Origin of the sequence: Roseomonas chloroacetimidivorans, from assembly GCF_049629625.1 — a bacterium.
Lineage (GTDB): Bacteria > Pseudomonadota > Alphaproteobacteria > Acetobacterales > Acetobacteraceae > Roseomonas > Roseomonas chloroacetimidivorans.
On the sequence record NZ_JBNBZS010000004.1, the window covers coordinates 1 to 23,624 of the forward strand.

The 23,624-nt window shown below is 68.6% G+C and carries 24 protein-coding genes; 17 read left to right on the forward strand and 7 right to left on the reverse strand.

Features of this window, described 5'->3' with window-relative positions:
- Nucleotides 1-64: 64 nt before the first annotated feature.
- The gene (locus ACO1BU_RS03970) at nucleotides 65-895 is read left to right on the forward strand and encodes an IS5 family transposase (RefSeq protein ID WP_424134609.1); all 831 of its coding nucleotides are present in this window, start codon (nucleotides 65-67) and stop codon (nucleotides 893-895) included.
- A gap of 313 nt (nucleotides 896-1,208) precedes the next feature.
- On the opposite strand, the gene ACO1BU_RS03975 is transcribed toward ACO1BU_RS03970, so the two are convergent.
- From ACO1BU_RS03975 to ACO1BU_RS03990, 4 genes are all read right to left on the reverse strand, one after another.
- A complete protein-coding gene (locus tag ACO1BU_RS03975; RefSeq protein ID WP_424134610.1) occupies nucleotides 1,209-2,249 on the reverse strand; it encodes a class I SAM-dependent methyltransferase in 1,041 nt (346 codons plus the stop codon).
- Between the two features lie 86 nt (nucleotides 2,250-2,335).
- A complete protein-coding gene (locus ACO1BU_RS03980) occupies nucleotides 2,336-3,328 on the reverse strand; it encodes a Bug family tripartite tricarboxylate transporter substrate binding protein (protein ID WP_424134611.1) in 993 nt (330 codons plus the stop codon).
- Nucleotides 3,329-3,440: 112 nt separating this feature from the next.
- Entirely contained in the window at nucleotides 3,441-4,367 is a 927-nt protein-coding gene (locus ACO1BU_RS03985; protein ID WP_424134612.1) for an AEC family transporter, read from the reverse strand.
- A gap of 7 nt (nucleotides 4,368-4,374) precedes the next feature.
- Nucleotides 4,375-5,073, reverse strand: a complete 699-nt coding sequence (locus ACO1BU_RS03990) for a glutathione S-transferase family protein (protein ID WP_424134613.1) — start codon at nucleotides 5,071-5,073, stop codon at nucleotides 4,375-4,377.
- Between ACO1BU_RS03990 and glpK the strand changes: the two genes are divergently transcribed.
- Nucleotides 5,072-6,604 carry a glycerol kinase GlpK gene (gene glpK / locus ACO1BU_RS03995; protein WP_424134614.1) on the forward strand — a complete coding sequence of 511 codons (1,533 nt, stop codon included), beginning with the start codon at nucleotides 5,072-5,074 and terminating at the stop codon, nucleotides 6,602-6,604. The genes ACO1BU_RS03990 and glpK overlap by 2 nt on opposite strands.
- A 57-nt stretch (nucleotides 6,605-6,661) precedes the next feature.
- On the opposite strand, the gene ACO1BU_RS04000 is transcribed toward glpK, so the two are convergent.
- Nucleotides 6,662-7,618: an SMP-30/gluconolactonase/LRE family protein gene (locus ACO1BU_RS04000; protein WP_424134615.1), complete on the reverse strand. Its 957-nt coding sequence runs from the start codon at nucleotides 7,616-7,618 to the stop codon at nucleotides 6,662-6,664.
- A 3-nt stretch (nucleotides 7,619-7,621) separates the two neighbouring features.
- On the opposite strand from ACO1BU_RS04000, the gene ACO1BU_RS04005 reads away from it, so the two are divergent.
- The 7 genes from ACO1BU_RS04005 (at nucleotide 7,622) to ACO1BU_RS04035 (ending at nucleotide 13,310) form a co-directional block, all read left to right on the forward strand.
- Nucleotides 7,622-7,780 carry a hypothetical protein gene (locus ACO1BU_RS04005; protein ID WP_424134616.1) on the forward strand — a complete coding sequence of 53 codons (159 nt, stop codon included), beginning with the start codon at nucleotides 7,622-7,624 and terminating at the stop codon, nucleotides 7,778-7,780.
- Nucleotides 7,781-7,879: 99 nt separating this feature from the next.
- Nucleotides 7,880-8,521 (forward strand): TetR/AcrR family transcriptional regulator, encoded by a 642-nt coding sequence (locus ACO1BU_RS04010; RefSeq protein ID WP_424134617.1) that lies wholly within the window; start codon nucleotides 7,880-7,882, stop codon nucleotides 8,519-8,521.
- A gap of 69 nt (nucleotides 8,522-8,590) precedes the next feature.
- On the forward strand, nucleotides 8,591-9,745 hold the full coding sequence (locus ACO1BU_RS04015) for a Gfo/Idh/MocA family protein (protein ID WP_424134618.1): 1,155 nt from the start codon (nucleotides 8,591-8,593) through the stop codon (nucleotides 9,743-9,745).
- A 1-nt stretch (nucleotide 9,746) separates the two neighbouring features.
- Entirely contained in the window at nucleotides 9,747-10,907 is a 1,161-nt protein-coding gene (locus tag ACO1BU_RS04020; protein WP_424134619.1) for a dihydrodipicolinate synthase family protein, read from the forward strand.
- Nucleotides 10,907-11,725: a sugar phosphate isomerase/epimerase family protein gene (locus ACO1BU_RS04025; RefSeq protein WP_424134620.1), complete on the forward strand. Its 819-nt coding sequence runs from the start codon at nucleotides 10,907-10,909 to the stop codon at nucleotides 11,723-11,725. The genes ACO1BU_RS04020 and ACO1BU_RS04025 overlap by 1 nt, the downstream gene beginning before the upstream one ends.
- Nucleotides 11,726-11,772: 47 nt before the next feature.
- On the forward strand, nucleotides 11,773-12,756 hold the full coding sequence (locus tag ACO1BU_RS04030; RefSeq protein ID WP_424134621.1) for a Bug family tripartite tricarboxylate transporter substrate binding protein: 984 nt from the start codon (nucleotides 11,773-11,775) through the stop codon (nucleotides 12,754-12,756).
- Between the two features lie 305 nt (nucleotides 12,757-13,061).
- Nucleotides 13,062-13,310: a hypothetical protein gene (locus ACO1BU_RS04035; RefSeq protein WP_424134622.1), complete on the forward strand. Its 249-nt coding sequence runs from the start codon at nucleotides 13,062-13,064 to the stop codon at nucleotides 13,308-13,310.
- Here the strand turns inward: ACO1BU_RS04035 and ACO1BU_RS04040 are convergent.
- Complete coding sequence (locus ACO1BU_RS04040; RefSeq protein WP_424134623.1) at nucleotides 13,307-15,457, reverse strand: YjbH domain-containing protein; 2,151 nt, start codon at nucleotides 15,455-15,457, stop codon at nucleotides 13,307-13,309. The genes ACO1BU_RS04035 and ACO1BU_RS04040 overlap by 4 nt on opposite strands.
- Nucleotides 15,458-15,502: 45 nt before the next feature.
- Here ACO1BU_RS04040 and ACO1BU_RS04045 point away from each other — a divergent pair, with 45 nt between their 5' ends.
- From ACO1BU_RS04045 to ACO1BU_RS04055, 3 genes are all read left to right on the forward strand, one after another.
- The gene (locus tag ACO1BU_RS04045; RefSeq protein ID WP_424134624.1) at nucleotides 15,503-16,228 is read left to right on the forward strand and encodes a DUF1028 domain-containing protein; all 726 of its coding nucleotides are present in this window, start codon (nucleotides 15,503-15,505) and stop codon (nucleotides 16,226-16,228) included.
- A 3-nt stretch (nucleotides 16,229-16,231) separates the two neighbouring features.
- Nucleotides 16,232-17,287 (forward strand): P1 family peptidase, encoded by a 1,056-nt coding sequence (locus tag ACO1BU_RS04050; protein WP_424134625.1) that lies wholly within the window; start codon nucleotides 16,232-16,234, stop codon nucleotides 17,285-17,287.
- A gap of 87 nt (nucleotides 17,288-17,374) precedes the next feature.
- On the forward strand, nucleotides 17,375-18,346 hold the full coding sequence (locus ACO1BU_RS04055) for a Bug family tripartite tricarboxylate transporter substrate binding protein (RefSeq protein ID WP_424134626.1): 972 nt from the start codon (nucleotides 17,375-17,377) through the stop codon (nucleotides 18,344-18,346).
- A gap of 57 nt (nucleotides 18,347-18,403) precedes the next feature.
- Here the strand turns inward: ACO1BU_RS04055 and ACO1BU_RS04060 are convergent, their stop codons facing one another.
- The gene (locus tag ACO1BU_RS04060) at nucleotides 18,404-19,336 is read right to left on the reverse strand and encodes a threonine/serine dehydratase (protein WP_424134627.1); all 933 of its coding nucleotides are present in this window, start codon (nucleotides 19,334-19,336) and stop codon (nucleotides 18,404-18,406) included.
- Between the two features lie 105 nt (nucleotides 19,337-19,441).
- Between ACO1BU_RS04060 and ACO1BU_RS04065 the strand changes: the two genes are divergently transcribed.
- The 5 genes from ACO1BU_RS04065 to ptsP all read left to right on the forward strand — a co-directional run bounded on the left by ACO1BU_RS04065 (nucleotide 19,442) and on the right by ptsP (nucleotide 23,624).
- Nucleotides 19,442-19,897 carry an HPr kinase/phosphorylase gene (locus ACO1BU_RS04065; RefSeq protein ID WP_424134628.1) on the forward strand — a complete coding sequence of 152 codons (456 nt, stop codon included), beginning with the start codon at nucleotides 19,442-19,444 and terminating at the stop codon, nucleotides 19,895-19,897.
- A 26-nt stretch (nucleotides 19,898-19,923) separates the two neighbouring features.
- Nucleotides 19,924-20,853 carry an RNase adapter RapZ gene (gene rapZ / locus ACO1BU_RS04070; RefSeq protein ID WP_424134629.1) on the forward strand — a complete coding sequence of 310 codons (930 nt, stop codon included), beginning with the start codon at nucleotides 19,924-19,926 and terminating at the stop codon, nucleotides 20,851-20,853.
- Between the two features lie 81 nt (nucleotides 20,854-20,934).
- A complete protein-coding gene (locus tag ACO1BU_RS04075) occupies nucleotides 20,935-21,381 on the forward strand; it encodes a PTS sugar transporter subunit IIA (protein WP_424134630.1) in 447 nt (148 codons plus the stop codon).
- Nucleotides 21,378-21,713: an HPr family phosphocarrier protein gene (locus tag ACO1BU_RS04080; RefSeq protein ID WP_424134631.1), complete on the forward strand. Its 336-nt coding sequence runs from the start codon at nucleotides 21,378-21,380 to the stop codon at nucleotides 21,711-21,713. The genes ACO1BU_RS04075 and ACO1BU_RS04080 overlap by 4 nt, the downstream gene beginning before the upstream one ends.
- 51 nt (nucleotides 21,714-21,764) lie before the next feature.
- Nucleotides 21,765-23,624, forward strand: a complete 1,860-nt coding sequence (gene ptsP, locus ACO1BU_RS04085; RefSeq protein ID WP_424134632.1) for a phosphoenolpyruvate--protein phosphotransferase — start codon at nucleotides 21,765-21,767, stop codon at nucleotides 23,622-23,624.

The window sequence follows — 23,624 nt, forward strand, 5'->3', positions numbered from 1 at the left end:
AGACCCCGTTTGAGAATGCAGTTCCGGCCTGGGTTGGGCCGGTCTGCATGGCCACATAGGCGGGATGTGGACCAAGGAGCACCGTGCGCGGCAGCTGGCGTTTGAGCGGGGCCGGCGCTACCCGACTGACCTGACCGACGAGGAATGGGAGCGGGTCAGGCCGTTGCTGCCGAAGCCGCCCAGACGGGGCAGGAAGCCCGGGGTGGACCTGCGCGAGATACTGAACGCGATCCGCTATATGGCCCGCTCGGGCGGCGGATGGCGCATGCTGCCGGTGCATTTCGGGCCGTGGCAGACAGTGTACTGGTGGTTCCGGCGCCTGGTGCGCCGCATGCTGTTCCAGACGGTCCACGATGTAATGCTGATGCTCGACCGCGAGCAGGCCGGACGGGAGGCAAGTCCCACGGCGGGCGCGGTGGACAGCCAAACCGTCAAGGCGCCGCATGCACCTGGTGGCGGCGGCTATGATGCCGCCAAGAAGCTGAAAGGCCGCAAGCGCCACGTGGCCGTGGATACGGACGGGCGCCTGCTGATGGTCAATCTGACCACGGCCGACGTGCAGGACGCCGCCGGGGCCGAGGAGATCATCAAGGCCGTGCGTCGCCGCTGGCCGTGGCTGAAGCACCTGTTCGCCGACGGCGCCTATGACCGGGGCAGGCTTGCGAGCCTTGCCGCCTACAAGGACTTCACGCTGGAGGTGGTGCGCAAGCTGCCGGACCAGAAAGGCTTCCAGGTGCTGCCGCGGCGCTGGGTGGTGGAACGTACATTCGGCTGGATGACCCGCTGGCGCAGGCTGGTGCGGGACTACGAAAAGCGTCTGGACGTGTCGGACGCTATGATCCACCTCAGCATGGGTGCCCTCCTGCTCCGCCGCGTCGCTCACCCCGACCCGTAGCAATTCTCAAACGGGGTCTCAGACCGCCCAGGCCAATCCAACCATCGGTAGTATAGCCTGCATTAGATTTCTGCTTGTAGTTGTGCTTGTTGGATCTTGACTTGTGCATCGAAGCCGCTGTCCCTTCACATCTCGCGGAACCGCGATTACTTCGCCCAAGTAGGTTGCCAGTTCCATTCACATAGGTTAGCTGTGCATATCTTTTCTATGCCGGAATGGATGGGCTTCGTGGTCGCTGCGCTGCCCTTGATTGCAGGGCTCTAGAAAGCAGATCGCGGGGGCCCGGGGCTGCGAGGCGCCCCGGGGGACACTCCTATCCGCCCTTCTCGACGATGAAGCCCAGCGAGGTCGCCACCAGCCCACGGATGGAAAGTCGCAGATGCGGAGGCTCGGTGATCGAGAGTGGCCAGGCGGTGTTCGGGTAGGGCGGCAGATCCACGAACTGGTCCAGCACCCCAGTGCCCGGATCAAAATCCACCGGCAGCATTCGGTGCCCAGCCTTGGCGAGGCGGGCCGACAAGGCCTCCATGTGGTGGCGCTGGAAAAGGACGGTGGGACCCTTCTTCAGGGTTGGCCCTTCGGGGTCCATGTTGAACTCGGTGGTGTGCACCGCGATCCCGCCGGGGCGTAGGCAGCGCATGGCCTCCACCACGAAGTCGAGTCCCTTCTCGATGGAGCCGCAATGCTCCAGCGAACAGACGGACCAGACGAAGTCGAAGCCACCATGCAGGTCGGCGGGGATATGGTTCATGTCCACGGCACGGGTTGCGACGCGGGCGTTAAAGGTCTCCAGATCCAGCAGGCCGGGCTTATGGACCTTATCCAGCTGGCTGCCATGCTGGTCCACCGCAAGCCAGGCCCTGGCACGAGGGTCACCCGGATCAAGGTCGGTGGCCAGCACGTCCACACCATGCTTGGCCAGGAAGCTCGGCAGGAACTCGGTACCGACCGCAAAGCCTAACCCGCGCCGGCCGGGGGCCATCATCCCGCGCTCATGCAGGACCTGGAGGGCGTAGCAGTCCTCCCAGACCTTGCGGTGGTAGATAGGCGCGAAGCCGACCTGGCCGCACCAGTAGCGAAGCCAGGCGCTCTCGATGTCCTCTTGCCGGCAGAGACGGCCGCCGAAGCCCATTTGGACAGGCTCCGGGGGCAGGGAGGCCGACGGGCCGGCCAGCCCCGCCTCATAAAATCGGCTGGCGAGAACGGAGCCGAGCACCTTGCTGTTCCAGGCCGCCAGTTCCGCGTTTCGCTCCGCCGCGCCGACAGTCAGCTGCAGCGACTGGAGCTTCGCGAGGATCTGGCCCAACCGGAAGCGGCCAATTCCGTAGTCCGGGGTGGAAGAGCGGCGGAACAAGGGCGTTGGTGATCCTGACAGGACTGGGCCGTCCCGCTACCTACCCGTCTGCCCCCGTCCTGACCATCCTGGCGGGGCAGGGCCAATCAACTGTCCAGGCGGATCCCCAGTTCCCGGATTAGCGGGCGCCACTCGGCATTTTCCTTCCGCACGAAGGCTCCGAACTCGGCGGGGCTGTAATTGGCGCGCTCGATGCCCAGGGTGGTGAAGCGGGCCTGAATCTCGTCCGAGGCGATGGCGCGGGCCAGTTCCGTCGAAAGGCGCGAAACGACCGCGGCAGGGGTGTTGGCAGGCACGGAGATACCCTGCCAGCCATAGGCCACCACATTGGCATGGCCCAGTTCCCGGGCTGTCGGAACCTCGGCGCTGGTGGGGGAACGTGCCTCGCTCAGCACGCAAAGGGCGCGCACCTTGCCGTCCCGGATGAAGGCGGTGCCGGTGGCACAGTCGATGACGACGCTGTCCACGGTGCCGGAGAGCAGGTCCTGCATCGCCGCCGGGCCGCCGCGATAGGGAACATGGGTCGCATCGAAATCGGCGCGGCGCTTGAACATCTCCATGGCCAGATGGTGCGGGGAGGCGACGGCGGGTGAGCCATAGGTCGGCACCTTCACCTTTGCCGCGGCAATGTAGCCGGCCAGGTCCTGGATCGGGCTGTCGGCACGCACGACGAGAAAGAGCGGAAAACGGCCGATGAAGCCCACCCCGGTCAGGTCCTTGTCGGGGTCATAGGGCAAGCGGGCATAGAGGGCGGGGTTGTAGACGAGGATGCCGTTGTCGACATGGAGCAGGGTGTAGCCATCGGCCGGGCTGCGGGTCACGGCCTCGCTCGCCACCACCGCACCGCCGCCCGGGCGGTTCTCCACCACCACATTCTGGCCGAGGCGCGGCCCCATCTGAGCGGCGATCATCCGCCCGAACAGGTCCGAGGCGCCACCGGGCGGGTAGCCGATGATCAGCCGCAACGGGCGATCAGGCCAAGTGCCCGCTGCCGTCCCCTGGGCGCCAGCGAGGGAGGGGGTGAAGGAGGCGGCGCCGAGACCCAAGGCCCCGCGCGCAACTCCGCGGCGCGTCAGCATCAAAGAGATTCCCATCGGGTGCGTTGGCCCATCATGGGGCAGGGGCGCTGCTGCGCCAATCGGCTCATAGAATGCATTCACCGGATGCCGAACGACATTGCCTGGGATCGCGTCAGGGCAGAGGTAGCCATGCCCGGAGAATGACCAGCCACAGGGGAAGGGTGAGCACGGCCACGATGTGCTGCATCGTCGTGATGGCTGCCATCAGCGGCGCGTCGCCGCCCATCATCCGAGCCATGACATAGGCCGTGGTGGCGGTGGGCTGGGCCATGAACAGCACCGCGATGCAGGTCGGGAGTGTGTCCAGGCCCATCGCCCCGCAGAGCGCGAGGGTCAGGGCCGGCATGACCAGCAGCTTCAGCGCCGCGGTCGCGCCCTGGAGTGATAGGCGGTCCCGCATGGCCTCCGCGCCCAGCGCCGCCCCTACGGCCAGGAGGCCCAACGAAACCGAAGCCTGGCCGAGGGTGCGTGTCAGCGCCCCGATTCCCGGGGGCAAGCCGCCGAGAGCTGCCAGGATAAAGCCCGCGACGCAGCCAAGAATGAGCGGGTTCAGCGCCATCTGCCTGAGCACCGCGAGCGGGCGGGGCCGCGCTCTTCCTCCCAGGGCAAAAAACGGCGTGATGATCACCTGCACGCCGGGCACGATCAGCCCCACCGTCACGGCCGCCAACGCCGTTCCCGGGGGGCCGAACACTGCGCCGGTGATGGCGAAGCCAAGCAGGTTGTTGAAGCGGATCCCGCCTTGCAGCACCGAACTGGCCGCAGCGTGGCCCTGGCCGAAGGCCCGGGCCATCAGAAGGGAGGCCCCGGTGCCGATCAGCAGGGCCACCCAGAGCGCGGCCGCCATGCCGCCGACCGGCAGCGCGCCGAGATCCACCCGCGACAGGGAGGAGGCCAGGAGGCAGGGCAGGAGAACCCAGAAGACCAGCTTCTCGATTCCCGCCCAGACTGCGTCGTCGCGCAGGAGGCGGCGCTTCAGGAAGGCGCCGAGCGCGATCATCCCGAAGGCGGGCACAAAGGCGTCCAGCCAGGCGTCCATCAGGAGGTCAGGCCACGTCCTCGGCGGGGGTGGAGCGGGCAAGGCCGCCAAAGGCGTCCAGGAGCCGCCCGCGCCAGGCATGGACCGGGTCGTCCGGCTGCAGGAGGGGAAAGGCGGAGACGCAGCGTGCCCATTGCAGCGGCCCGAAGGCGATATAGTCCGCGGCCCCGGCCGTGACGCCGGAAAGCCAGGGGCGTTCCCGCAGCACCATGCGTAGCGGGTGCAGGTCGCGGCGGAAGGATTCCACGGCCTGCTCCCGGCCGGCGGTCACCTCGGCCAGCGGTTTGCCGAACCGGGCCTCGCGCGTGCGGGTGAAATAGGCGGCGTCCTCAGGGGCCAGCAGGGCCGGGATGTCGGAGATGATCAGGCGCACGATGGCCGGCATCATGACCGCGTCGGACCAGGTGTTGACGAAGCGGGCGAGGGCCCGCCCGCCCTCCCCGCCGAACAGGCTGGGGGCGCCGGGCCAGCTGTCCTCAAGATATTCGAGGATGGTCCAGCTCTCATGGACCGTGCGATCGCCATGGCGCAGCACGGGCACCTTATCCGTGCCGGCATCCGCGATGGCCGCCTTCTCGGTAAAGCGCCAGGGCACCGCCTCATGCGCGATACCCTTATGGGCAAGGGCCATTCGCACCCGCCAGCAATAGGGGGAGAAGCGCCGTGCCGGATTGGCGCCGCAGAGGTCATGGAGGATCACACCCATGCCGCCTATGCTGCGCCGGGAATCACCTGGGGGGAAGCGGATGGGTGCGGATGTGTTGCTGGCGCTCGACCAGGGCACGACCTCAACACGGGCCATCCTGTTCGATGCGGAACTGCATCCTCGTGCGACGCATCAGGTGGAACTGCCACAGCACTTTCCCGCGCCGGGGCAGGTGGAGCATGCGGCCGAGGACCTGATCGCGCATTCCGTGGAATGCCTGCGTGGCGCGCTGCGGCGCGGCGGGGCGCCGGCGACTCGGGTTGCCGGGATCGGCATCACCAACCAGCGCGAGACGACGCTGGTCTGGGAGCGTGCCACGGGGCGGGCGGTGCACAACGCCATCGTCTGGCAGGATCGCCGCAGTGCCCCTGTCTGCGACCGCCTCCGGGCTGAGGGATTGGAAACGCTGCTGACCGAGCGCACCGGGTTGCTGGCCGATCCCTATTTCTCCGCCACCAAGCTGATGTGGATGCTGTCTGAAATTCCGGGCCTGCGGGAACGCGCGATGCGCGGGGAACTGGCTTTCGGCACGGTGGACAGTTTCCTGCTGTGGCGCCTGACCGGCGGCCGGGTCCACGCGACGGATGCGACCAACGCGGCCCGCACCATGCTCTACGACATCCGCCGGGGCGAATGGGACGAGGATATTCTGTGCGCCCTGGACATCCCACGCGCCCTGCTGCCGGAGGTGCGGGACTGCGCCGCCGAGTTCGGTACCACCGATCCCGCGCTGCTCGGCGCCGCTGTCCCCATCCGCGGCATGGCAGGGGACCAGCAGGCCGCCACGCTCGGCCAGGCCTGCTTCCGGCCGGGGATGGCGAAATCCACCTATGGCACGGGCTGCTTCATGCTTCTGAACACGGGGGATACGCCCGTGTTTTCGGGCCATCGGCTGCTGACCACCGTGGCCTGGCAGATCAATGGCGCCCGCACCTATGCGCTGGAAGGCGCGATTTTCGTGGCCGGTGCTGCCGTGCAATGGCTGCGCGACGGCCTGGGCATCATCCGACACGCCGCCGAGGCGGGGGAGCTGGCCGCGCGCGCCGATCCGGATTCCGGGGTGGTGATGGTGCCTGCCTTCACCGGCCTGGGCGCGCCGCATTGGGATCCAGCGGCACGCGGTGCCATCCTGGGCCTGACCCGCGGCGCCGGCGCCGCCGAGATCTGCCGCGCCGCGCTGGAAAGCGTCGCCTGGCAGACCCGCGACCTGCTGGATGCCATGCGCGCGGACTGGCCGGATATGGGCGACACGGTGCTGCGCGTGGATGGCGGCATGACCGCGAGCGACTGGACAATGCGTTTCCTGGCCGATGCGCTGCAATGTCCTGTGGATGTTCCCGCGGTGGCGGAGACGACAGCGCTGGGTGCCGCCTACCTGGCCGGGGTGCAGGCGGGGCTCTGCCCGCCGCCCGGCGACAACGCCACCCATTGGCGCCGCCGCGTGCGCTTCGAGCCGGATATGCCGGCGGCCGAGGCGAACCGGCGGCACGAGGCCTGGCGGGCGGCGGTAGGGCGCACGCTCAGCCGCTGAGCGCCGCGACCGGGGCGTGGCCTAAGGGCGGCGCCAGGGCGAGGCGATGGCTGTCACTCAAGCTCCCCGCGTGTTCACCACAACGGCATAGAGCGACCTCGCCGCCGTGATGAACAGCCGGTTCCGGTGCAGGCCTCCAAAGCACAGATTGGCGGCCCGCTCCGGCAGGTCGATATGCCCGATCGGGGCGCCTGCGGCATTGAAGACCCGCACCCCATCCTGCTCCGGGGTGCCCATGCCCCAGCCGCACCAGAGATTGCCGTCCTCATCCACGCGGAAGCCATCCGGCGTGCCGCCGGGTTCCGCCACGATGAAGTCGCGGCGATTGGAGAGGCGCCCGTCGGTTCCCACGGCATAGCAGAGGATCTTGCGCGGGCTGGTGCGGCTCTCGACGATGTAGAGCAGGGATTCGTCAGGGCTGAAGGCGAGGCCGTTGGGACCTTCGATGCCGTCGGCCACCACCTCCAGCGTGCCGCGCGTGGGATCGGCACGGTAGACATTCTGCGGCAACTCGGCTTCCGCGCGCTCGCCCTCATTATCGCTCAGGATGCCGAAAGGCGGGTCCGTGAACCAGATCGTTCCGTCGGATTTCACCACAACATCGTTGGGAGAATTCAGCCTCTTGCCTTCGAAGCGGTCGGCGATGACGGCGATGCGGCCGTCATGTTCCGTACGCGTGATGCGGCGCGTCAGGTGTTCACAGGTGATCAGCCGCCCCTCGCGGTCCCGCGCATTGCCATTGGCGTGATTCGACGGGGCGCGGAAGACGCCGGTGGCGCCTGTCTGTTCGTCCCAGCGCAGCATCCGGTTGCCCACCACGTCGGACCAGATAAGGCAGCGGTGGTCGCCGAACCACACCGGTCCCTCGCCCCAGCGCGTGCCGCCCGCCAGCTTCTGCACCATGCCGTTCATCACGCGATAGCGGGCGAAGGACGGATCCAGATCGCGCAGCCGCGGATCGGGGATGCGGGGGGAGGGGGCCCAGGGGGCCTCGTTGTCGAAGGACGTGTCCATGCCATGCAGGCTGCGCGGGCCCGCAACCTCTCGCAAGTCCCTCACGTTGCACGACCACGAAACAACATAGGAGACACCATGATGCGCGGTATCCTGCTTTGGCTGATCGGGATTCCCATTCCCGTCATCATCCTGCTCTGGCTCTTCGGCGTGCTGCACTAGGCCGCGCCACCAAAGCTTGGCCGGGCCGTCCATCCGCGGGATGGGCGGCCCTCTGCCTGGGCTCTCGCCTCCGGCGCGCATCACGGACAGGATGCGCGCATGGATGCCCCAGCCCGAACCGTTCCGCAGAGTCCCCGCGCCGAGGCAACCCGCCAGCGCATCCTTGACGCCGCCCTGGTTGAATTCGCCGCTCGTGGCCTGGCCGGCGCACGGGTGGATGAGATCGCGGCGCGGGCGGGCGCGAATAAGCGGATGCTCTATGCCTATTTCGGCAACAAGGAGGATCTATGGGTGGCGGTGCTGGAAACCGCCTATGCCCATAAGCGCAGCGAGGAGAGGGCGCTGCGCGTGGACGACCTGCCGCCCGTCGAGGCCATGGCGCGACTGGTACGTTTCAACCTGCGTTACACCGCGCGCCACCCCGAATTCGTCGCCCTGCTGAATCAGGAGAACCTGCACCGCGCCGCTTATCTCGCGCGCAGCGGGCAGGTGCGGGACCTCTACACTCCCCTGCTGGAAACCTTGCGCGATGTGCTGCGGCGCGGCGCGGCGGAAAGCGTGTTCCGCCAGGAGGTGGATCCCATGCAGGCCTATATCACCATCGTGGCGCTGGGGCATTTCTATATCTCGAACATGCACACCCTCTCCGCGATCTTCGGCACGGGGCTGGAGGCCGAGGCGGCGATCGAGGCACGAGAGGCCCATTGCGAGGAGGTGGTGCTGGGCTGGCTTCGTCCTTGACGCGGCCCCTCCCGGGGTGCTCAGGTAACCGTACAGTTACCTATGCAGCCCAAAGGGAGGAACGCGCAAATGGCGCAGCGCCGTATCGGTCTGATCATGCATGGCGTGACGGGTCGCATGGGAATGAACCAGCACCTGATCCGCTCCATCGCCGCGATCCGCCGCGATGGTGGCGTGCCCCTGCCCAATGGGGACCGGATCATGCCCGACCCGATCATCGTCGGCCGGAACCGGGAAAAGCTGGAGGCCCTGGCAAAGACGCATGGCGTGGACCGGGTCAGCACCGATCTGGACGCCGCCCTGGCCAATCCCGACGACACGATCTTCTTCGACGCCGCCACGACGCAGATGCGCGCGGAGCTGATCCGCAAGGCGATTGCCGCCGGCAAGCACATCTATTGCGAGAAGCCGACCGCCGATAACCTGGAGGACGCGCTGGATCTCGTGCGCGTGGCGCGGAAGGCCGGCATCAAGCACGGTGTGGTGCAGGACAAGCTGTTCCTGCCCGGGCTGCGCAAGATGAAGATGGTGATCGACAGTGGCTTCCTCGGGAAGCTCCTGAGCGTGCGCGGCGAATTCGGCTACTGGGTCTTCGAGGGCGACCTGCAGCCGACCCAGCGGCCAAGCTGGAATTACAAGAAGGCCGAGGGCGGCGGCATCATCCTCGATATGCTCTGCCACTGGCGCTACGTGCTGGACAACACCTTCGGCGAGACGAAGTCGGTGTCCTGCCTCGGCGCCACGCATATCCCCGTGCGCTACGACGAGCAGAACAAGCCTTACAACGCCGATACCGATGATGCCGCCTATGCCACCTTCGAACTGGAGGGCGGGGTGATCGCGCAGATCAACTCCTCCTGGGTCACGCGCGTGCGGCGTGACGATCTGGTGACCTTCCATGTGGATGGCACGCATGGAAGCGCGGTCTGCGGGCTGACTGATTGCTGGACCCAGTCCCGCGTGAACACGCCCAAGCCCGTATGGAACCCGGACGAGCCGCAGACCATCAACTTCTACGAGGGCTGGCAGAAGGTGCCGGACACCCAGCCCTATCCGAACGGCTTCCGGGTGCAGTGGGAGGAATTCCTGAAGCATGTTGCCGGCGAGCGGCCGGACTATCCCTGGAACCTGCTGGCCGGCGCCAAGGGCGTGCAGCTTGCGGAAGCCGGGCTGAAGTCCTGGGCAGAGCGCCGCTGGATCGACCTGCCCAGGCTGGAGGCCTGACATGGCCACCATCACCCTGCCCAAAGCGGGCGGCGCGCTGGAATCCTACAGCACCGGCGCGCCCGGGAACTTCGCGGTTGCGAAGCCGCCTTACCCCCGCATCGCCTTCGCCGCTGCCCATGTGGTGGCGGACCCGCTGGCCGAGCAGGATCCCTGGCTGGATGTGAAGCTGGACTGGGACCGGACCATCGCCTTCCGTCGCCACCTCTGGTCGCTGGGCCTGGGCGTGGCGGAGGCGATGGACACGGCGCAGCGCGGCATGGGCCTGGACTGGGCCGGCGCACAGGAGCTGATCCGCCGTTCACTGGATGCTGCGAAGGATTTCCCGGAGGCGGTCATCGCCAGCGGCGCCGGCACGGATCATCTGGCGCCCGGCCCCGAGGTGACAGTGGACGACGTCATCCGCGCCTATGAGGAACAGTGCGAGGCGGTCGAGGGGATGGGCGGCCGCATCATCCTCATGGCCTCGCGCGCGCTGGCGAAGGCAGCGAAGTCACCGCAGGACTATGTGCGCGTCTATGACCGCGTGCTGTCCCAGGTCAGGCAGCCCGTCATCATCCATTGGCTCGGCGAGATGTTTGACCCGGCGCTGGAGGGCTACTGGGGCCATCACGACCACATGCAGGCCATGGAGGTGGCAATCGACGTCATCGCTGCCCATGCGGACAAGGTGGACGGCGTGAAGATCTCCCTCCTCGACGACAAGAAGGAGATCGCCATGCGCCGGCGCCTTCCCAAGGGCGTGCGCATGTATACTGGCGACGACTTCAACTATGCCGAGCTGATCGCGGGCGATGCGGAGGGCTATTCCGATGCGCTGCTCGGAATTTTCGATCCGATCGCGCCCGCGGTGGGTGGCGCGCTGGCGGCGCTGTCGCGTAACGACCTCTCGACCTTCCACGAGATTCTGGCGCCGACGGTCCCGCTCTCCCGCCACATCTTCAAGGCACCCACGCGGTTCTACAAGACGGGCGTGGTCTTCATGGCCTGGCTGAACGGGCACCAGGACCATTTCGTGATGGTGGGCGGGCAGCAATCCACCCGGTCCATCCAGCACTTTTCCGAGTTGTTCCGCCTGGCCGACAAGGCCGGTCTGCTTTCCGATCCCGAGCGCGCGGCATCCCGCATGAAGACGCTCCTCGCGCTGCATGGGGTGGCCTGATGGGCGCGCCTGGTCCGCTCAGCCTCAACACCGCGACAGTGAAGGAGCGCTGGGGCCTGAAAGAATGCATCGAGGGTTGTGCCCGCCATGGCATCCCCGGCATTTCCCCCTGGCGGGACGTGCTGCAGGCCATGGGGGTGCAGCAGGCTGCCCGTGCCATCCGTGATGCGGGCCTTTCCGTTTCCGGCCTCTGTCGCGGCGGCATGTTCCCGGCCAGTGATGCCGCAGGACGCGCGGCCGCCATCGAGGACAACCACCGCGCCATCGATGAGGCACATGCGCTTGGTGCCGCATGCCTCGTCATGGTCTGCGGTGGGCTGCCACCCGGATCAAAGGACCTGGACGGCGCCCGCGCCATGGTGCGGGACGGGCTGCATGCCATCATGGACCACGCGCGTGCCGCCAGCATCACCATCGCCCTGGAGCCGCTGCATCCCATGACCTGCGCGGATCGCAGCGTGCTCTCTACCCTCGCCCAGGCACTGGACCTGTGTGACGAGTTGGGACCGGGCAGCGGGGTTGCGCTCGACGTCTATCATGTCTGGTGGGATCCGGCATTACGCGAGCAGGTGCGGCGAGCCGGATCGCGCATCGCCGCCTTCCATGTCTGCGACTGGCTGGTTCCCACCACCGATACTGTCTTCGATCGCGGCCTGCCGGGGGAGGGCGTGATCGATATCCCCGGCATCCGGGCGATGGTCGAAGCGGAAGGCTATCGCGGCCATACGGAGGTGGAAGTCCTCTCCCGCCGCTGGTGGGCCGCCGATCCGGATGACGTGCTCCAGGACATCAAGCGGAGGCACGCCACGGCCTGCTAACACCAAGAACAAAGAACAAAGAACAGAGGACAGGAGGAAACGCCAGAATGCACATCACCCGACGTCATCTTATCGGTGGCGCAACCGCGCTGACCGCAGCTTCCGCCGCCTTTCCCGCGCGGGCCCAGGATTGGACGCCCACGCGCCCCATTCGCTTTGTCGTTCCCTTCGCGGCAGGCGGCGCCACGGATGTGGTGGCGCGCGTGCTGGCGGAGCGCATGGGCGAGCGCCTGGGCCAGCCTGTTGTGGTGGAGAACCGTGCGGGGTCGGGCGGCAATATCGGTGTGGAGAATGTCGTGCGCTCCCCCGCCGATGGCAGCGTGATCCTGATGGGCACCACGGGCACGCTGACCATCAACCAGCATCTCTACGCCAGTATGGGATTTGATCCGGTGAGGGATCTCGCGCCTGTCGGCATGGCCTTCGCCACGGATCACGTGCTGATCGTGAATGACAGGGTGCCCGCCCGCACGGCGCAGGAATTCCTGGCCTGGCTGCGTGCCAATCAGGGCAAGGTGAGTTTTGGCTCCGCAGGCTCCGGCTCCTCCACCCATATGGTGGCGGAGCTATTCCGCACCGCCGCTGGGGTCGAGGTGACGCATGTGCCCTATCGCGGCAGCGCGCCGGCGCTGAACGACACGGTGGCGGGGAATGTGCAGTTCATGCTGGACCAGCTGCCCTCCGCCCTTGGCATGATCCAGGGCGGCAAGGTGCGGGCGCTCGCCACCACCGGCCCGCGCCGCACCTCGCAGCTGCCGGAGGTGCCGACCATGGCCGAAATCGGGCTACCCAGGGCCGAGGCAACCTCCTGGGGCGCCGTGATGGCGCCGCATGGCACGCCCGCTCCGGTCATCACCCGGCTGAACGCCGTGCTCAGGGAGGCGCTTGCCGATCCGAAAATACAGGAACGCCTGCTGGCGGCTGGGGCGGACGCAGTCTCCTCCTCGCCGGAGGAGTTGCAGCGAAAGATGGCACAGGAGGTCGAGACCTGGGGCGCCGTGGTGCGCGAGGCACGGATTACGGTGAACTGACCCATGGCCGGGCGGGTCTGAGTTTGGAAACCGGCCCGGCCTTCGCTGGTTCTGTCCTCGGGAAGGAGGCGGAAGGCCGTCCGCCCGACGCTGCGGGGCCCTGGAATGGGATGATAAACTTTCTGGAACCCCGCATCCGATTCGGGATCGAGCGCGCCTGACGTGAGAGGCTTCCTCGTCGGGATTCTCGGAATGCGGCCTGCACCGTGACCCCGATGGACCAGAGGGCTTCCCCATGGTGACCGACCCGCACTGGAAGTTGCGGTCGGCCCGGCGGGGCAGCCATGCCAGATGAGAGGCGTGAGATGAGCGAGCAGGACGAGGTCGCCACGAAATTCCGGCAAGAGTTGCTCGGCGCGGTACGAAATCTGAGGAATCTCTCCTTCGCCGCTGAGTACATGGGCAATCTGGAGACATCGGCGCTGCTGCGCTGCATTGGCGATCTGCTGGACGAGCAGGCATCGGGCAAGCTTTCGGCGGAGGCGCTGCCCGAAACATCGGGCGGCGCTACGAACCGTCCCGTGGACACAGCCTTCCCTGGTATTCCGGCCTAACGCGCGTATCCGGCAACTCCGCGCCGCGCGGCGTCCTCTCGTCCCGCACGGGTCACCTCCCATAGCGGGTTGTCGACGGCCAGCCTTTGTCCGCCATCCCGCTGCACCGGCCGGATCACCGCCGTGCCATTGCCGCGTGAATCCGCTCCGAAAAGGGAAAGCGGCAGGCGGACATAGATGCCCTTATCGAAGGAGCCCTCGCCGAAGCGGGAAAAGGGAACATCGGTGAAGGTGGCGAAACCGCCGACCTCGATGCCGCTGTCGAAGCGGCGTCCCAGTTCCACCGTCGCGCCCCAGTCGCCCGCCAGATACCGGCCCGCGCGAAAGATCCCGTACAGGTTCCAGACCGGCAGGTCGGCATAGAGCGAGAGAGACCCGGTCGCCGCGCCGTAATCGCGAAAACTGAACAGACCGTCTGTCGCGCGCTGCTGCACGAAGTTCAGGTCCAGCCCAACGGCGAAGCTGTGGTCGACCGGCCGCCAGAGCACCTCGGAGGACAGGCCGCCGAACATCGGCTCCAGCAGCCCGACAGTGACGCGGGCGAAGACGTCAGGCGCCAGATTCCACACGCGCTCGCCATACAGGGCGGGAATGGATGTTTTTCCATCCCGCGCATAGAGCGCATAGTCGCTTCGTACATGCGGCAACTGGCTGTCCGAGGGCAGGCCGCGGTCGAGATTGCCGAACACCGCCTGCTGCACCGCGCCGGCGGCGCTGAAGCCTTTCCCGAATTCCACCCGCGCGCCTGCGGCGGCCGCGCCCTGGTAGCGGAGGGTGCGCGACGGGTCGCCGAGCTGCAGGTTCAGCCGCGGTTCCACCGCCCAGTCCCAGTGCGGGCCGGGCTCGGTGAAGGCCTCCGGCCACTCCTTGCCTTCAGCGGGGAAGAGCGTCGTCGCGGACCAGGCCTCCTCCGGGCTGCCCCAGGGGCCGGCCGCAGCCTCCACGGCATGGCGGGGGATCAGCAGCGCGCCCATCTCCGCCCCGGCCTGCCACCAGGAGAGCCGAAGGACTTCCACCTCTGGCGGCAGGATGCCGTTCACGGCCCGCAACACGCGGGACGCGACCTGCGGCAGGCTGGCGAAGGCACCCTCGGCGACGGCGATGCGCGCCTCCAGCCCGCGTTCCTCATAGGCCAGGGGACGGAACCCGGCCTCGCGCAATGCTGCGAAGGCAGCGGCGGCGCGACTATCCGCGTCGCCAAAGGCGCCGCGCGCTGGCATGGGCGGCACGGGACGCAGGGGTGGAAAGGCGGGCGGTCTCGCCGGGTTCATCCGTAGGGAAAGGCGGGCCAGCAGGTCCGTGCCGTGCACAAAGCTCAGCCCGGCATCGACATGCTCGCCCTGCCATTGCAGGCCGACATTCACGGGGCTGCGCGCCTTGCCCCGCAGCGCGTCGCGCCGGGCGGGGTAGCCGCCGCGCTCGTCCCGCAGCGCGTCGCCCGACCATTCAAGCTTCGCGCGCAGCCCGTCCAACTCGCCCCATGGCGTGTCCAGGGCCGGCAGGCTGTATTCAGCGCCGCCGAAAGGCGCGACATCCTCGCCCCGGAAGAAGTCGAGCCGCAGCGTGCCGCCGCGCCCGACATCGCGCTGCCGCGTGTGGAACGCGTTCGAGATCTCCGCCAGCGGATTGCCGAAATCGGCCCGCGTGCCCAGCCGCCCGAAGCCCAGGCCCAGCGACAGGTCCAGCGGCCCCCAGCGGCGCGAGGCGACCACATACTCCCCGCCATAGATCCCGGTGCCGATCAGGTCTTGCAGTCCGATCGCCAGGGCCGGGTTCCATGGCCCCTCCTCCAGCAGCCGCAGCTTTACATCGAAGGATCGGTCCGTCGTGCTGCCCTGGCCGGTGGTGGCGTTCAGCCGCTCGCTCAAGCGGAAGGTCGTCTCCAGGAAGGGCAGGGCCTGGAAGTTGATGAACCAGAAGCGCCGCTGGTTCCGCAGCGAACCGCCAGCCTCCAGCGTGCCATCCTCGCGGAAGCGGGCATTGCGCGTCTCGAGCAGGCCTGCGCCGCCGAAATTGCCGCCGCTGGCCGGCACCTCCTCGGCACGGGCAGGGTGGGTCAGCAGGAGTATCAGGGCGAGCCAAGCGGTCCGCAGTGGAAGGCCGGAGAACACCTTCTCGTTTTCGTGAGTGATCTGGATACGCGTCAAGCGCGAATTCCACGTGCCTTCTACAACCGCGTGCCATCATGCCTGATGGACAGGAGCGCGATCCCGCCCAAGGATCGCGGCATGACCTTCTCCCTGATCGGGCGCTGTGCCCGCACCGGCCAGATCGGCGCGGTCGGCGCCACCTCCGACCTCGCCGTCGGTGCGCGCATCCAGCATGTCGCGGCTGGGGTGGGCGCGGTGCTGACGCAGCACCGGACCGATCCGCGGCTTGGCCCACGCGGCCTGGGGCTGTTGCGGAGCGGCTGCTCAGCACAGGAGACGGTGGCGGCGCTTATCGCATCCACGCCGTACCAGGAATGGCGGCAGCTTGCGGCGCTGGATGCATGGGGGCGCACCGCCCATCACCACGGGGCCCGCGTGAAGCCCGAGCGAGCCGATGCCCATGGCCGGGATTGCGTGGCGATCGGCAACATTCTCGCCAGCGATGGTGTACCCGCCGCCATGGTGCGCGCTTTCGAAGCTGATCCCGCGGCCCCGCTGGGCGATCGCCTGCTGGCCGCCCTTGCGGCCGGGGAGGCGGCGGGCGGCGAGCATGGTCCGGTTGTCTCCGCCGTGCTGGAACTGCATGGCGAATTCGACTTCGCCCTCGCCGACCTGCGCGTGGACCGGGCAGCGGACCCGATCGCGGAACTGGCCGGGCTGTGGCGGGACTACGCGCCGAAGATCGAGGAGTTCATCATTCGCGCCACCGATCCGGACCGCGCACGGGGTGGTGCGGCTGGTTCCGTGACCCTGCCAGCCCGTGCGTGACATATGGGGCACCGGGACCTTGCCGGAATCGGCGCCGCCACCTTCTCCTCCGGAGCCGCCATGGGCCAGACCGCCGCGCCCCCGCTCGTCATGGGCGGCGCCATTACCGATGTGCCGGGCATCAAGCTCGGCCATTTCACTGAGACGCGCCGCCCCACCGGCTGCACCGTCATCCTGACCGAGGACGGGGCCACCGCCGGCGTGGATGTGCGCGGGGCCGCCTCTGGCACGCGGGAAACCGACCTGCTCAACCCCACGAACCTCGTCGAGAAGGTTCATGCCGTCCTGCTCTCCGGAGGCTCCGCCTTTGGGCTGGAGGCGGCGACGGGCGTGGTGCGCTGGCTGGAGGAGAAGGGAATCGGCTTTCCGGCGGGCCCGGCCCGCGTGCCCATCGTGCCCGCCGCCATCCTGTTCGACCTGGCCCTTGGGAACCACCGCATCCGTCCGGATGCCGCCTCGGGCTACGCCGCCTGCCAGGCCGCGCGGGCCGAGCCGCCGGAAGAAGGGAGCGTTGGTGCCGGCACAGGCGCGACGCTGGGCAAGCTCTTCGGCATGGCGCGCGCCATGAAGGGCGGGATCGGCACCGCCTCGATCAAAGTGGGCGCGATCACGGTGGGGGCGGTCGTAGCGGTCAACGCGATCGGGGACGTGATTGATCCAGCCACGGGGCAGGTGGTGGCCGGGGCGCGGGATGTGGAGGGCCGCCGGCCCATGGGCGCCAGCGCTGCCGTCCTGCGCGGCGATTTGCCGGCCGCCATGCAGGCGGGGATGGCGACCACCATCGGTGTGGTGGCGACCGATGCCGTCCTCACCAAGGCGCAATGCCAGCGCCTGGCCGGTGCGGCCCATGATGGGCTGGCCCGGACCATCGACCCGATCCACACCATGTCGGATGGCGACACGGTCTTTGCCCTGGCGACGGGCAAGAGCAACAGGCCGGGGAACATGATGGCGCTGGGCACCATCGTGCCGCATGTCATGGCTGCAGCCGTGCTGCGTGCCGCCCGGGCGGCGAAGGGCATCGCGCCCAGCCCGCCCGGCGCCTCCGAGCTCGGCTGAGGCAGCCTCTTCTCCGAACAAGGTAGGTTGAGCGGCCGCAAAGCGGCCAATAGGCTGCTCGCAATGACATCGCGGGAGGGGATTCGGATGAGCAACTGGCGCCACTGGGCGAGGCTTTGCTGTGCCGGCCTGACAGGGCTGCTGCCTTTCGTCCATGCCGGGAAGGCCGCGGCGCAGGAGAGCTATCCCTCTCGCCCCATCCAGATGATCGTCCCCTATCCGCCGGGCGGCAACACCGACCTGATGGCCCGCGCGCTGCAGCCGGCCCTGTCGCAGGCCCTCGGCCAGACCGTGGTGATCGTGAATCGCGGCGGCGCGGCTGGTACGATCGGCGATGCCGAACTCGCCCGCGCCAGGCCGGATGGCTACACGATCGGCCTCTCGCCCAACGCACCCCTGACCACCCAGCCGCACATCGTGCCGGTCAGCTATTCGCTCGAGAGCTTTCGATTCCTCTGCCTCGTCTATGACAACCCGCAGGTGATCGTCCTGGGGCGCAATGCACCCTTCAGGGATCTCGCGGGGATGATCGCCCATGCCCGGACGGGCAAGGAGGCGCTGGTCTTCGGCTCGCCGGGGCAGGGAAGCACGCAGCACATCCTGATCGCCCGCCTGCTGCGCGCCGCCGGGGTGGACGGGCTGCACGCTCCCTTCACTGGTGCCGGGCCGATGTCTCAGGCTGCACTGGGCGGGCAGATCATGGCCTTCGTCGAAAGCCCCTCCATCCCGGCCTCCACCGGCCTGGGTGTGGGCGGGGTGTTCAGTGCCCAGCGGATCGCCGGGCTGCCGGATGTGCCAACGGTGACGGAAGCCGGCTACCCCATCGTCGGCAGTTCTGCTGGCGGGCTGGTGGCGCCGGCTGGCCTGCCCGACGCGGCTGCGGCGGTGATCGAGCGCGCCTGCGGCGAGGCGGTGCGCAGCGAGAGCTTCCGCACAGCGGCGGAGCGGCTGAATTCCGTGCCGAGCTTCGCCCCGGGAGCCGATTTCCGCGAACGCTTCGCCCAGGAGAGCGATGCAAACCGGACCGTGCTGCGGGAACTGGGAATAGCGCGCGAATAGGGGGGCGCCTGCGGCCCCAGAAGGGGGCCGCCTTCCGACCGCCGTAACCGATTGGGTTCAGCCTGCCACGGATCCCGGCTCGCAATTCCCTCCGCAGATCAATACCCCGACCCGCGCCCCTTCGGGCGGCACCCAGGCACCGGAGAGAAGGGCGGCCAGCGCCGTCGCTCCCCCCGGTTCGGCCACCACGCGGCAGGCAGACCAGAGGCGGCGTTGGGCGTCGCGGATCGCTTCGTCCGGAACGAGGACGGAGTCGCGGATCACTGCCCTGGCCACCTCGAACATCAGCGACCCAACCCGCCGCGCGCCGAGGCTGTCCGCCGCAAGCCCACCCACCGGCGCATCCACGGGGGCCCCAGACCGCAATGCGGAGAAGAGCGTCGGGCAGCCTTCCGGCTCCACCGCCACCACCTGCGTGTCTGTGCCGGCGAACCAGGATGCCATGCCGCCGATCAGCCCGCCGCCTCCTACGGCCACCAGCACATGGGTCAGGCCGGGCGAGTCCGCCTCAAATTCGCGTGCGACCGTGCCCTGGCCGGCCAGAACCTCGGCCTGGTCATAGGCGTGGACGGAGGCCGCGCCTGTTTCGGCGCGCCGTGCCTCGCTGGCAGCAAGGGCCTCGGCATAGGTCGCGCCGCCCTGCACCACCACCGCCCCGGCCTCCCGGATGCGTGCGACCTTGGAGGGGGCGGCGATGGCAGGCACGTAGATCTCGGCCGGGATGCCGAGTGCCCCGGCGGCATGCGCCACCGCCGCCCCGTGATTCCCGCCCGAGGCGGCGATGACGCCGGTTCGGCCGGCCTCGGACTGCAGCAGCGCGTTGAAGGCACCGCGCGCCTTGAAGGAGCCGCTGACCTGCAGCTGCTCCAGCTTCAGCGCCACATCGCAGGGACCACCGAGCGCCGGGGCGGACAGAGAGAGAACCGGCGTGTGGCGGATATAGGGGGCGATCCGGGCAGCGGCGGCCTCGATATCGGGACGTGTAAGCATGGCGGGCGGCATGCACCCGGGCCGGTCCACTGTCCACCGCCCGCTTCCGTCCACGCCCGATTTCTGCCACGTTCTTCACCCTGTCCGGGGTGTCACCATCCAGCCATGCTGCAACACGGCAGTTGCGCCGCGCGGGACGGGGCCGGAGTGCTCCTTCTCGGTCCGTCCGGTGCCGGGAAGTCCGATCTCCTCCTTCGCCTGACGGGCGAGGGATGGCAGCTCGTGGCCGATGACCAGGTCGTGCTGCGGGCGGCGGGCGGAGGCCTGCGTGCCTCCCCGCCCGAAGCCCTGCGCGGGATGATCGAGGTGCGGGGCCTGGGCCTGCTGGAAGGATTCGACTCGGCGCCCGAGGCCGCCCTTACTCTGGCGGTGGACTGCGTTCATCGGGATGAGGTGCCCCGGCTGCCAATGCCAGCCCGCTTCGAGGCGCTGGGCTACAGCCTGCCGCGCATTGCCCTGCACGCGCAGGATGCCTCCACCCCGCGCAAGCTCGCCCTGGCGCTCGATACCCTGGCCGGCCGTGTCATCTGCCGCGCTGGCGCTTTGGAGGCCACACGCTGAACTCCCCGCCTGCCCCCCGTCCGGCTGTGGTGGTCACCGGCCTCTCCGGCGCCGGAAAATCCTCGGTGCTGCGCGTGCTGGAGGATCTCGGCCACGAGACCGTGGACAACCCCCCCATGGCCGTGCTGGGCGAGTTGATGGCCGGGCCGGGGGAAGGGCCCCTGGCAGTGGGGGTGGATACCCGCACCCGCGGCTTCGATGCCACCGCCCTGCTGGCAGGGCTGGACGCCCTGCGCGCCCGTGGGGCGGCCGCACCGGAACTCGTCTTCGTGGATGCAGCCGAGGATGTGCTGCTGCGCCGGTACTCCGAAACCCGGCGGCGCCACCCACTCGCGCCCGCCGGGGTACCGGGAGCCGGTGTCGCGGACGGAATTGCGCGGGAGGCCGCGGTGCTGTCCCCGCTGCGCGAGGCGGCGGATTGGGTGATCGACACCACCGGCCTGCCCCTGCCCGAGTTGCGGCGGATGATCGAGCGGCGCTACGGCACGGCCGGCACGGCGGGGATGTCCGTCACAGTCCAGTCCTTCGGCTATCCGCGGGGCCTACCGCGCGAGGCAGACCTGGTCTTCGACCTGCGCTTCCTCCGGAATCCGCATTACGACCCGGCGCTGCGCCCCCTGACGGGCCGGGACGCGCCTGTGGCTGACTATATCGAAGCCGATCCGGAATGGGCTCCATTCTGGGCGCGCATGACGGCGCTGCTGGACCCCCTCTTGCCGGCCTACGAAACGGCGGGCAAGAAGTACCTCACCATCGCGCTCGGCTGCACGGGCGGCAAGCATCGCTCTGTTTTCTCAGCAGAACGCCTTGCCCGGCACCTGGCTCGGGGTGGCTGGCCGGTGGAGCTCTCCCATCGCGAGCTGGCGATTCGCGAGAGTCTTCCGGGTGTCCATGCCCCGCCCCCCGACTCCAAGCGGACCCTTCCGCACCCCATATCGGCGCACGAGCATGAATGAATGCCCCCCGGGCACGCCAAGCGCGGCCCATCCCCCCCTTCCCATACCGCGAACTGCGCCCGCGGCCCTTCCGGACCCCCGATGATCGGATTCGTTCTCGTCACCCATGGACGCCTGGCCGAGGAACTCCGCCTCGCCATGGAGCATGTCATGGGGCCTCAGAAGTATGTCTCGACCATCTGCATCGGCCCGGAGGATGACCTCGAGAGCCGGCGCGGCGACATCCGGGCTGCGGTAGAGGAGGTGGACCAGGGCGATGGCGTTGTCGTGCTGACCGACATGTTCGGCGGCACCCCGTCCAACCTTGCTGCTTCCATCCGCACATGCGGGCCCGAATCCTGCTGCGGCCGCCAAGTGGAGGTGATTGCCGGGGTGAACCTGCCCTTGCTGGTGAAGCTGGCGAAACTGCGTGGTTCCGAGCCGCTTGCCGAGGCAGTGGATCATGCGGTGAATGCGGGCCGGAAATACATGGCCACCGCCGGCGAACTGCGTGGTGAGACCGTGGTGAACGGAGGAGCGAGGCGATGAGCGACAACACGGCATCGGTGCCGGTTACGCCGGACGCCCCCCAGAAGCCCGAGGGCGCGCCCGTGCCGTTGCGGCGGAGCGTGCTGATCCGCAACCAGCGCGGCCTGCACGCCCGAGCGGCGGCCAAGCTGGTCACTCTGGCCGAAAAGCACTGTTCCTGTCTCAGCGTCACGCATGACGGGCAGACGGTGCCGGCCTGCTCCATCATGGGGCTGATGATGCTTGGCGCCGGCCAGGGCGCGACCGTCCTTCTCGAAGCGGAAGGCTGGGATGCGCGGGAGACGCTGGATGAAGTGGCCGCCCTGATCGAGGCTGGCTTTCACGAGGAATAAACGCCGGCCGATGCAGGACGGCGCCGGCCGAGAGCCGGTAGGAGCGGATGCATGAAGACGGAGGCGCCCGCCACACCCCGCGCCGCGGAAGCCAAGTCGGCCGAGGCGCGCAAGACGGGGCGCCGCGCGCGCGAATTGTCGATCAAGGGGATTCCGATCTCCTCGGGCGTCGCCATTGGCCCCGTTTACGATATCGACGAAGCGCCTGCCGCCGCCCCGCGCCGCAGCATCACGGCGTCGGAGGTGGAGACCGAACGAGCCCGGCTGGCGAACGCAATCGCCACCTCGCGCAAGCAGGTCAGCAAGCTGAAGGCCCGCCTCGCCATCCTGCCAGAGGAGGCGCAGGAGGAGCTGGAGCCGTTGCTGGACGCCTATGCGATGATGCTGGGGGAGAGCCGGCTGATCCGCGGCGCCCGCAAGCGCATCGAGGCGGAGCTGCTTTCCGCCGAGACCGCCGTGCAGGACGAGGCGGAGGCGATCGCGGGTGCCATTCTCCAGGCACGCGATGACGACAAGGCGGGGCTGCGCCGCCGCGCCGGCGAGGTGCATGAGATCGCCCGCCGCCTGACCCGCAATCTTACCCAATCCGGCTTCCGGTCCTTCAAAGACGTGCCGGAGGGCTCGATCCTCGTTGCCGAGGAGCTGACGCCGGCCGATGCCGCGCTGCTCGATCCCTCCCGTATCGCCGGGGTGGCGACCGAGGAAGGCGGGGCGGATGGCCATACCGCCATCATGCTGCGCGCGCTGGGCATCCCCAGCGTGCTGGGCCTGCCCGGCCTGACCAATGCCATTTCCCGCGGCGACCAGGCGGTGCTGGATGGCGGCACTGGCACCATCGTGCTGCGTCCGGGCAAGGAGGCGCTGGAAGCAGGGCGGGAGGCCTCAAGCGCCTATGCGAAGGAGCGTACCCGCCTCGGCAAGTTGCGCCGCCTGCCATCCGTCACCACGGATGGGGAGGAGATGGAACTCCAGGCCAATCTGGAGATTCCGGCGGAGCTGCCGCTGATCGCCCAGGCCGGTGCTGCCGGCATCGGGCTGCTGCGCACTGAATTCCTCTTCATGAACCGCCAGGGCTTGCCGGATGAGGAGGCGCATTTCCAGGCCTATCGCCAGATCGTGGAGGGTACGGACGGCGCCGGCGTGACGATCCGCGTGCTGGACTGGGGCGGCGAGAAGGACATGGAGGCGCTGGCGGAGGGGATCGAGCCCTTCCATGCCGGCCCCAACCCGGCGCTGGGCCTGCGCGGTATCCGCATGCTGCTGCGCCGGCCGGAGCTGTTGGAAGTGCAGTTCGCTGCCATCCTGCGCGTGGCGGCTCTGGGCCCGGTCCGCATTCTGCTGCCCATGGTGACCATTCCGGAAGAGGTGCGGGAGGCGCGCGAGATCTATGAGCGCGTCATCAAGCGGGTACGCCGCCGCGGCGTGGCCCTACCGGAGAAGATGCCGCCGCTGGGCGCGATGATCGAGACGCCGGGCGCGGCGCTGGCTGCCGACGCCATCGCGCTGGAGGCTGACTTCTTCGCGATCGGCACTAACGATTTGGCCATGTATACCCTGGCCGTGGATCGCGGGGAGGTGGAGGTTTCCCACCTCTATGACCCACTGCACCCCGCCGTGTTGCGCCTGATCCAGTTCGCGACGGAAGCGGCGCTGCGCCTGCGCATGCCGGTTTCCGTTTGTGGTGAGATGGCGGGGAATCCACGGCTGGTGCCGCTGCTGATGGGGCTGGGGCTGCGGAGCCTTTCCATGAACGCCAGCGCCATCCCGCGCGTGAAGCAGATGGTGCGCGCCCTGAACGTGGATGATTGCGCCCGCTTCGCGCGGCGAGTGATGGAGCAGAGCGACCCGAAGCGCATCCAGGAGCTGGTCATGACCTTCCAGCCGGGGGAGGGCGGGGGGCGCGGCCTCTGA

Bases quoted from the DNA above. Each gene is read 5' to 3' on its own strand.
- glpK (WP_424134614.1), top strand. From the start codon at position 5,072: ATGCCGCCTATGCTGCGCCGGGAATCACCTGGGGGGAAGCGGATGGGT.
- ACO1BU_RS03980 (WP_424134611.1), bottom strand. From the start codon at position 3,328: ATGCTGACGCGCCGCGGAGTTGCGCGCGGGGCCTTGGGTCTCGGCGCC.
- ACO1BU_RS04060 (WP_424134627.1), bottom strand. From the start codon at position 19,336: ATGCTTACACGTCCCGATATCGAGGCCGCCGCTGCCCGGATCGCCCCC.
- ACO1BU_RS04080 (WP_424134631.1), top strand. From the start codon at position 21,378: ATGAGCGACAACACGGCATCGGTGCCGGTTACGCCGGACGCCCCCCAG.
- ACO1BU_RS04035 (WP_424134622.1), top strand. From the start codon at position 13,062: ATGAGCGAGCAGGACGAGGTCGCCACGAAATTCCGGCAAGAGTTGCTC.
- ACO1BU_RS04025 (WP_424134620.1), top strand. From the start codon at position 10,907: ATGGGCGCGCCTGGTCCGCTCAGCCTCAACACCGCGACAGTGAAGGAG.
- ptsP (WP_424134632.1), top strand. From the start codon at position 21,765: ATGAAGACGGAGGCGCCCGCCACACCCCGCGCCGCGGAAGCCAAGTCG.
- ACO1BU_RS04010 (WP_424134617.1), top strand. From the start codon at position 7,880: ATGGATGCCCCAGCCCGAACCGTTCCGCAGAGTCCCCGCGCCGAGGCA.
- ACO1BU_RS04000 (WP_424134615.1), bottom strand. From the start codon at position 7,618: ATGGACACGTCCTTCGACAACGAGGCCCCCTGGGCCCCCTCCCCCCGC.
- ACO1BU_RS04005 (WP_424134616.1), top strand. From the start codon at position 7,622: ATGCAGGCTGCGCGGGCCCGCAACCTCTCGCAAGTCCCTCACGTTGCA.
- ACO1BU_RS04075 (WP_424134630.1), top strand. From the start codon at position 20,935: ATGATCGGATTCGTTCTCGTCACCCATGGACGCCTGGCCGAGGAACTC.
- ACO1BU_RS04030 (WP_424134621.1), top strand. From the start codon at position 11,773: ATGCACATCACCCGACGTCATCTTATCGGTGGCGCAACCGCGCTGACC.
- ACO1BU_RS03990 (WP_424134613.1), bottom strand. From the start codon at position 5,073: ATGGGTGTGATCCTCCATGACCTCTGCGGCGCCAATCCGGCACGGCGC.
- ACO1BU_RS04055 (WP_424134626.1), top strand. From the start codon at position 17,375: ATGAGCAACTGGCGCCACTGGGCGAGGCTTTGCTGTGCCGGCCTGACA.
- ACO1BU_RS03985 (WP_424134612.1), bottom strand. From the start codon at position 4,367: ATGGACGCCTGGCTGGACGCCTTTGTGCCCGCCTTCGGGATGATCGCG.
- ACO1BU_RS03970 (WP_424134609.1), top strand. From the start codon at position 65: ATGTGGACCAAGGAGCACCGTGCGCGGCAGCTGGCGTTTGAGCGGGGC.
- ACO1BU_RS04065 (WP_424134628.1), top strand. From the start codon at position 19,442: ATGCTGCAACACGGCAGTTGCGCCGCGCGGGACGGGGCCGGAGTGCTC.
- ACO1BU_RS04020 (WP_424134619.1), top strand. From the start codon at position 9,747: ATGGCCACCATCACCCTGCCCAAAGCGGGCGGCGCGCTGGAATCCTAC.
- ACO1BU_RS04045 (WP_424134624.1), top strand. From the start codon at position 15,503: ATGGACAGGAGCGCGATCCCGCCCAAGGATCGCGGCATGACCTTCTCC.
- ACO1BU_RS04015 (WP_424134618.1), top strand. From the start codon at position 8,591: ATGGCGCAGCGCCGTATCGGTCTGATCATGCATGGCGTGACGGGTCGC.
- ACO1BU_RS04050 (WP_424134625.1), top strand. From the start codon at position 16,232: ATGGGGCACCGGGACCTTGCCGGAATCGGCGCCGCCACCTTCTCCTCC.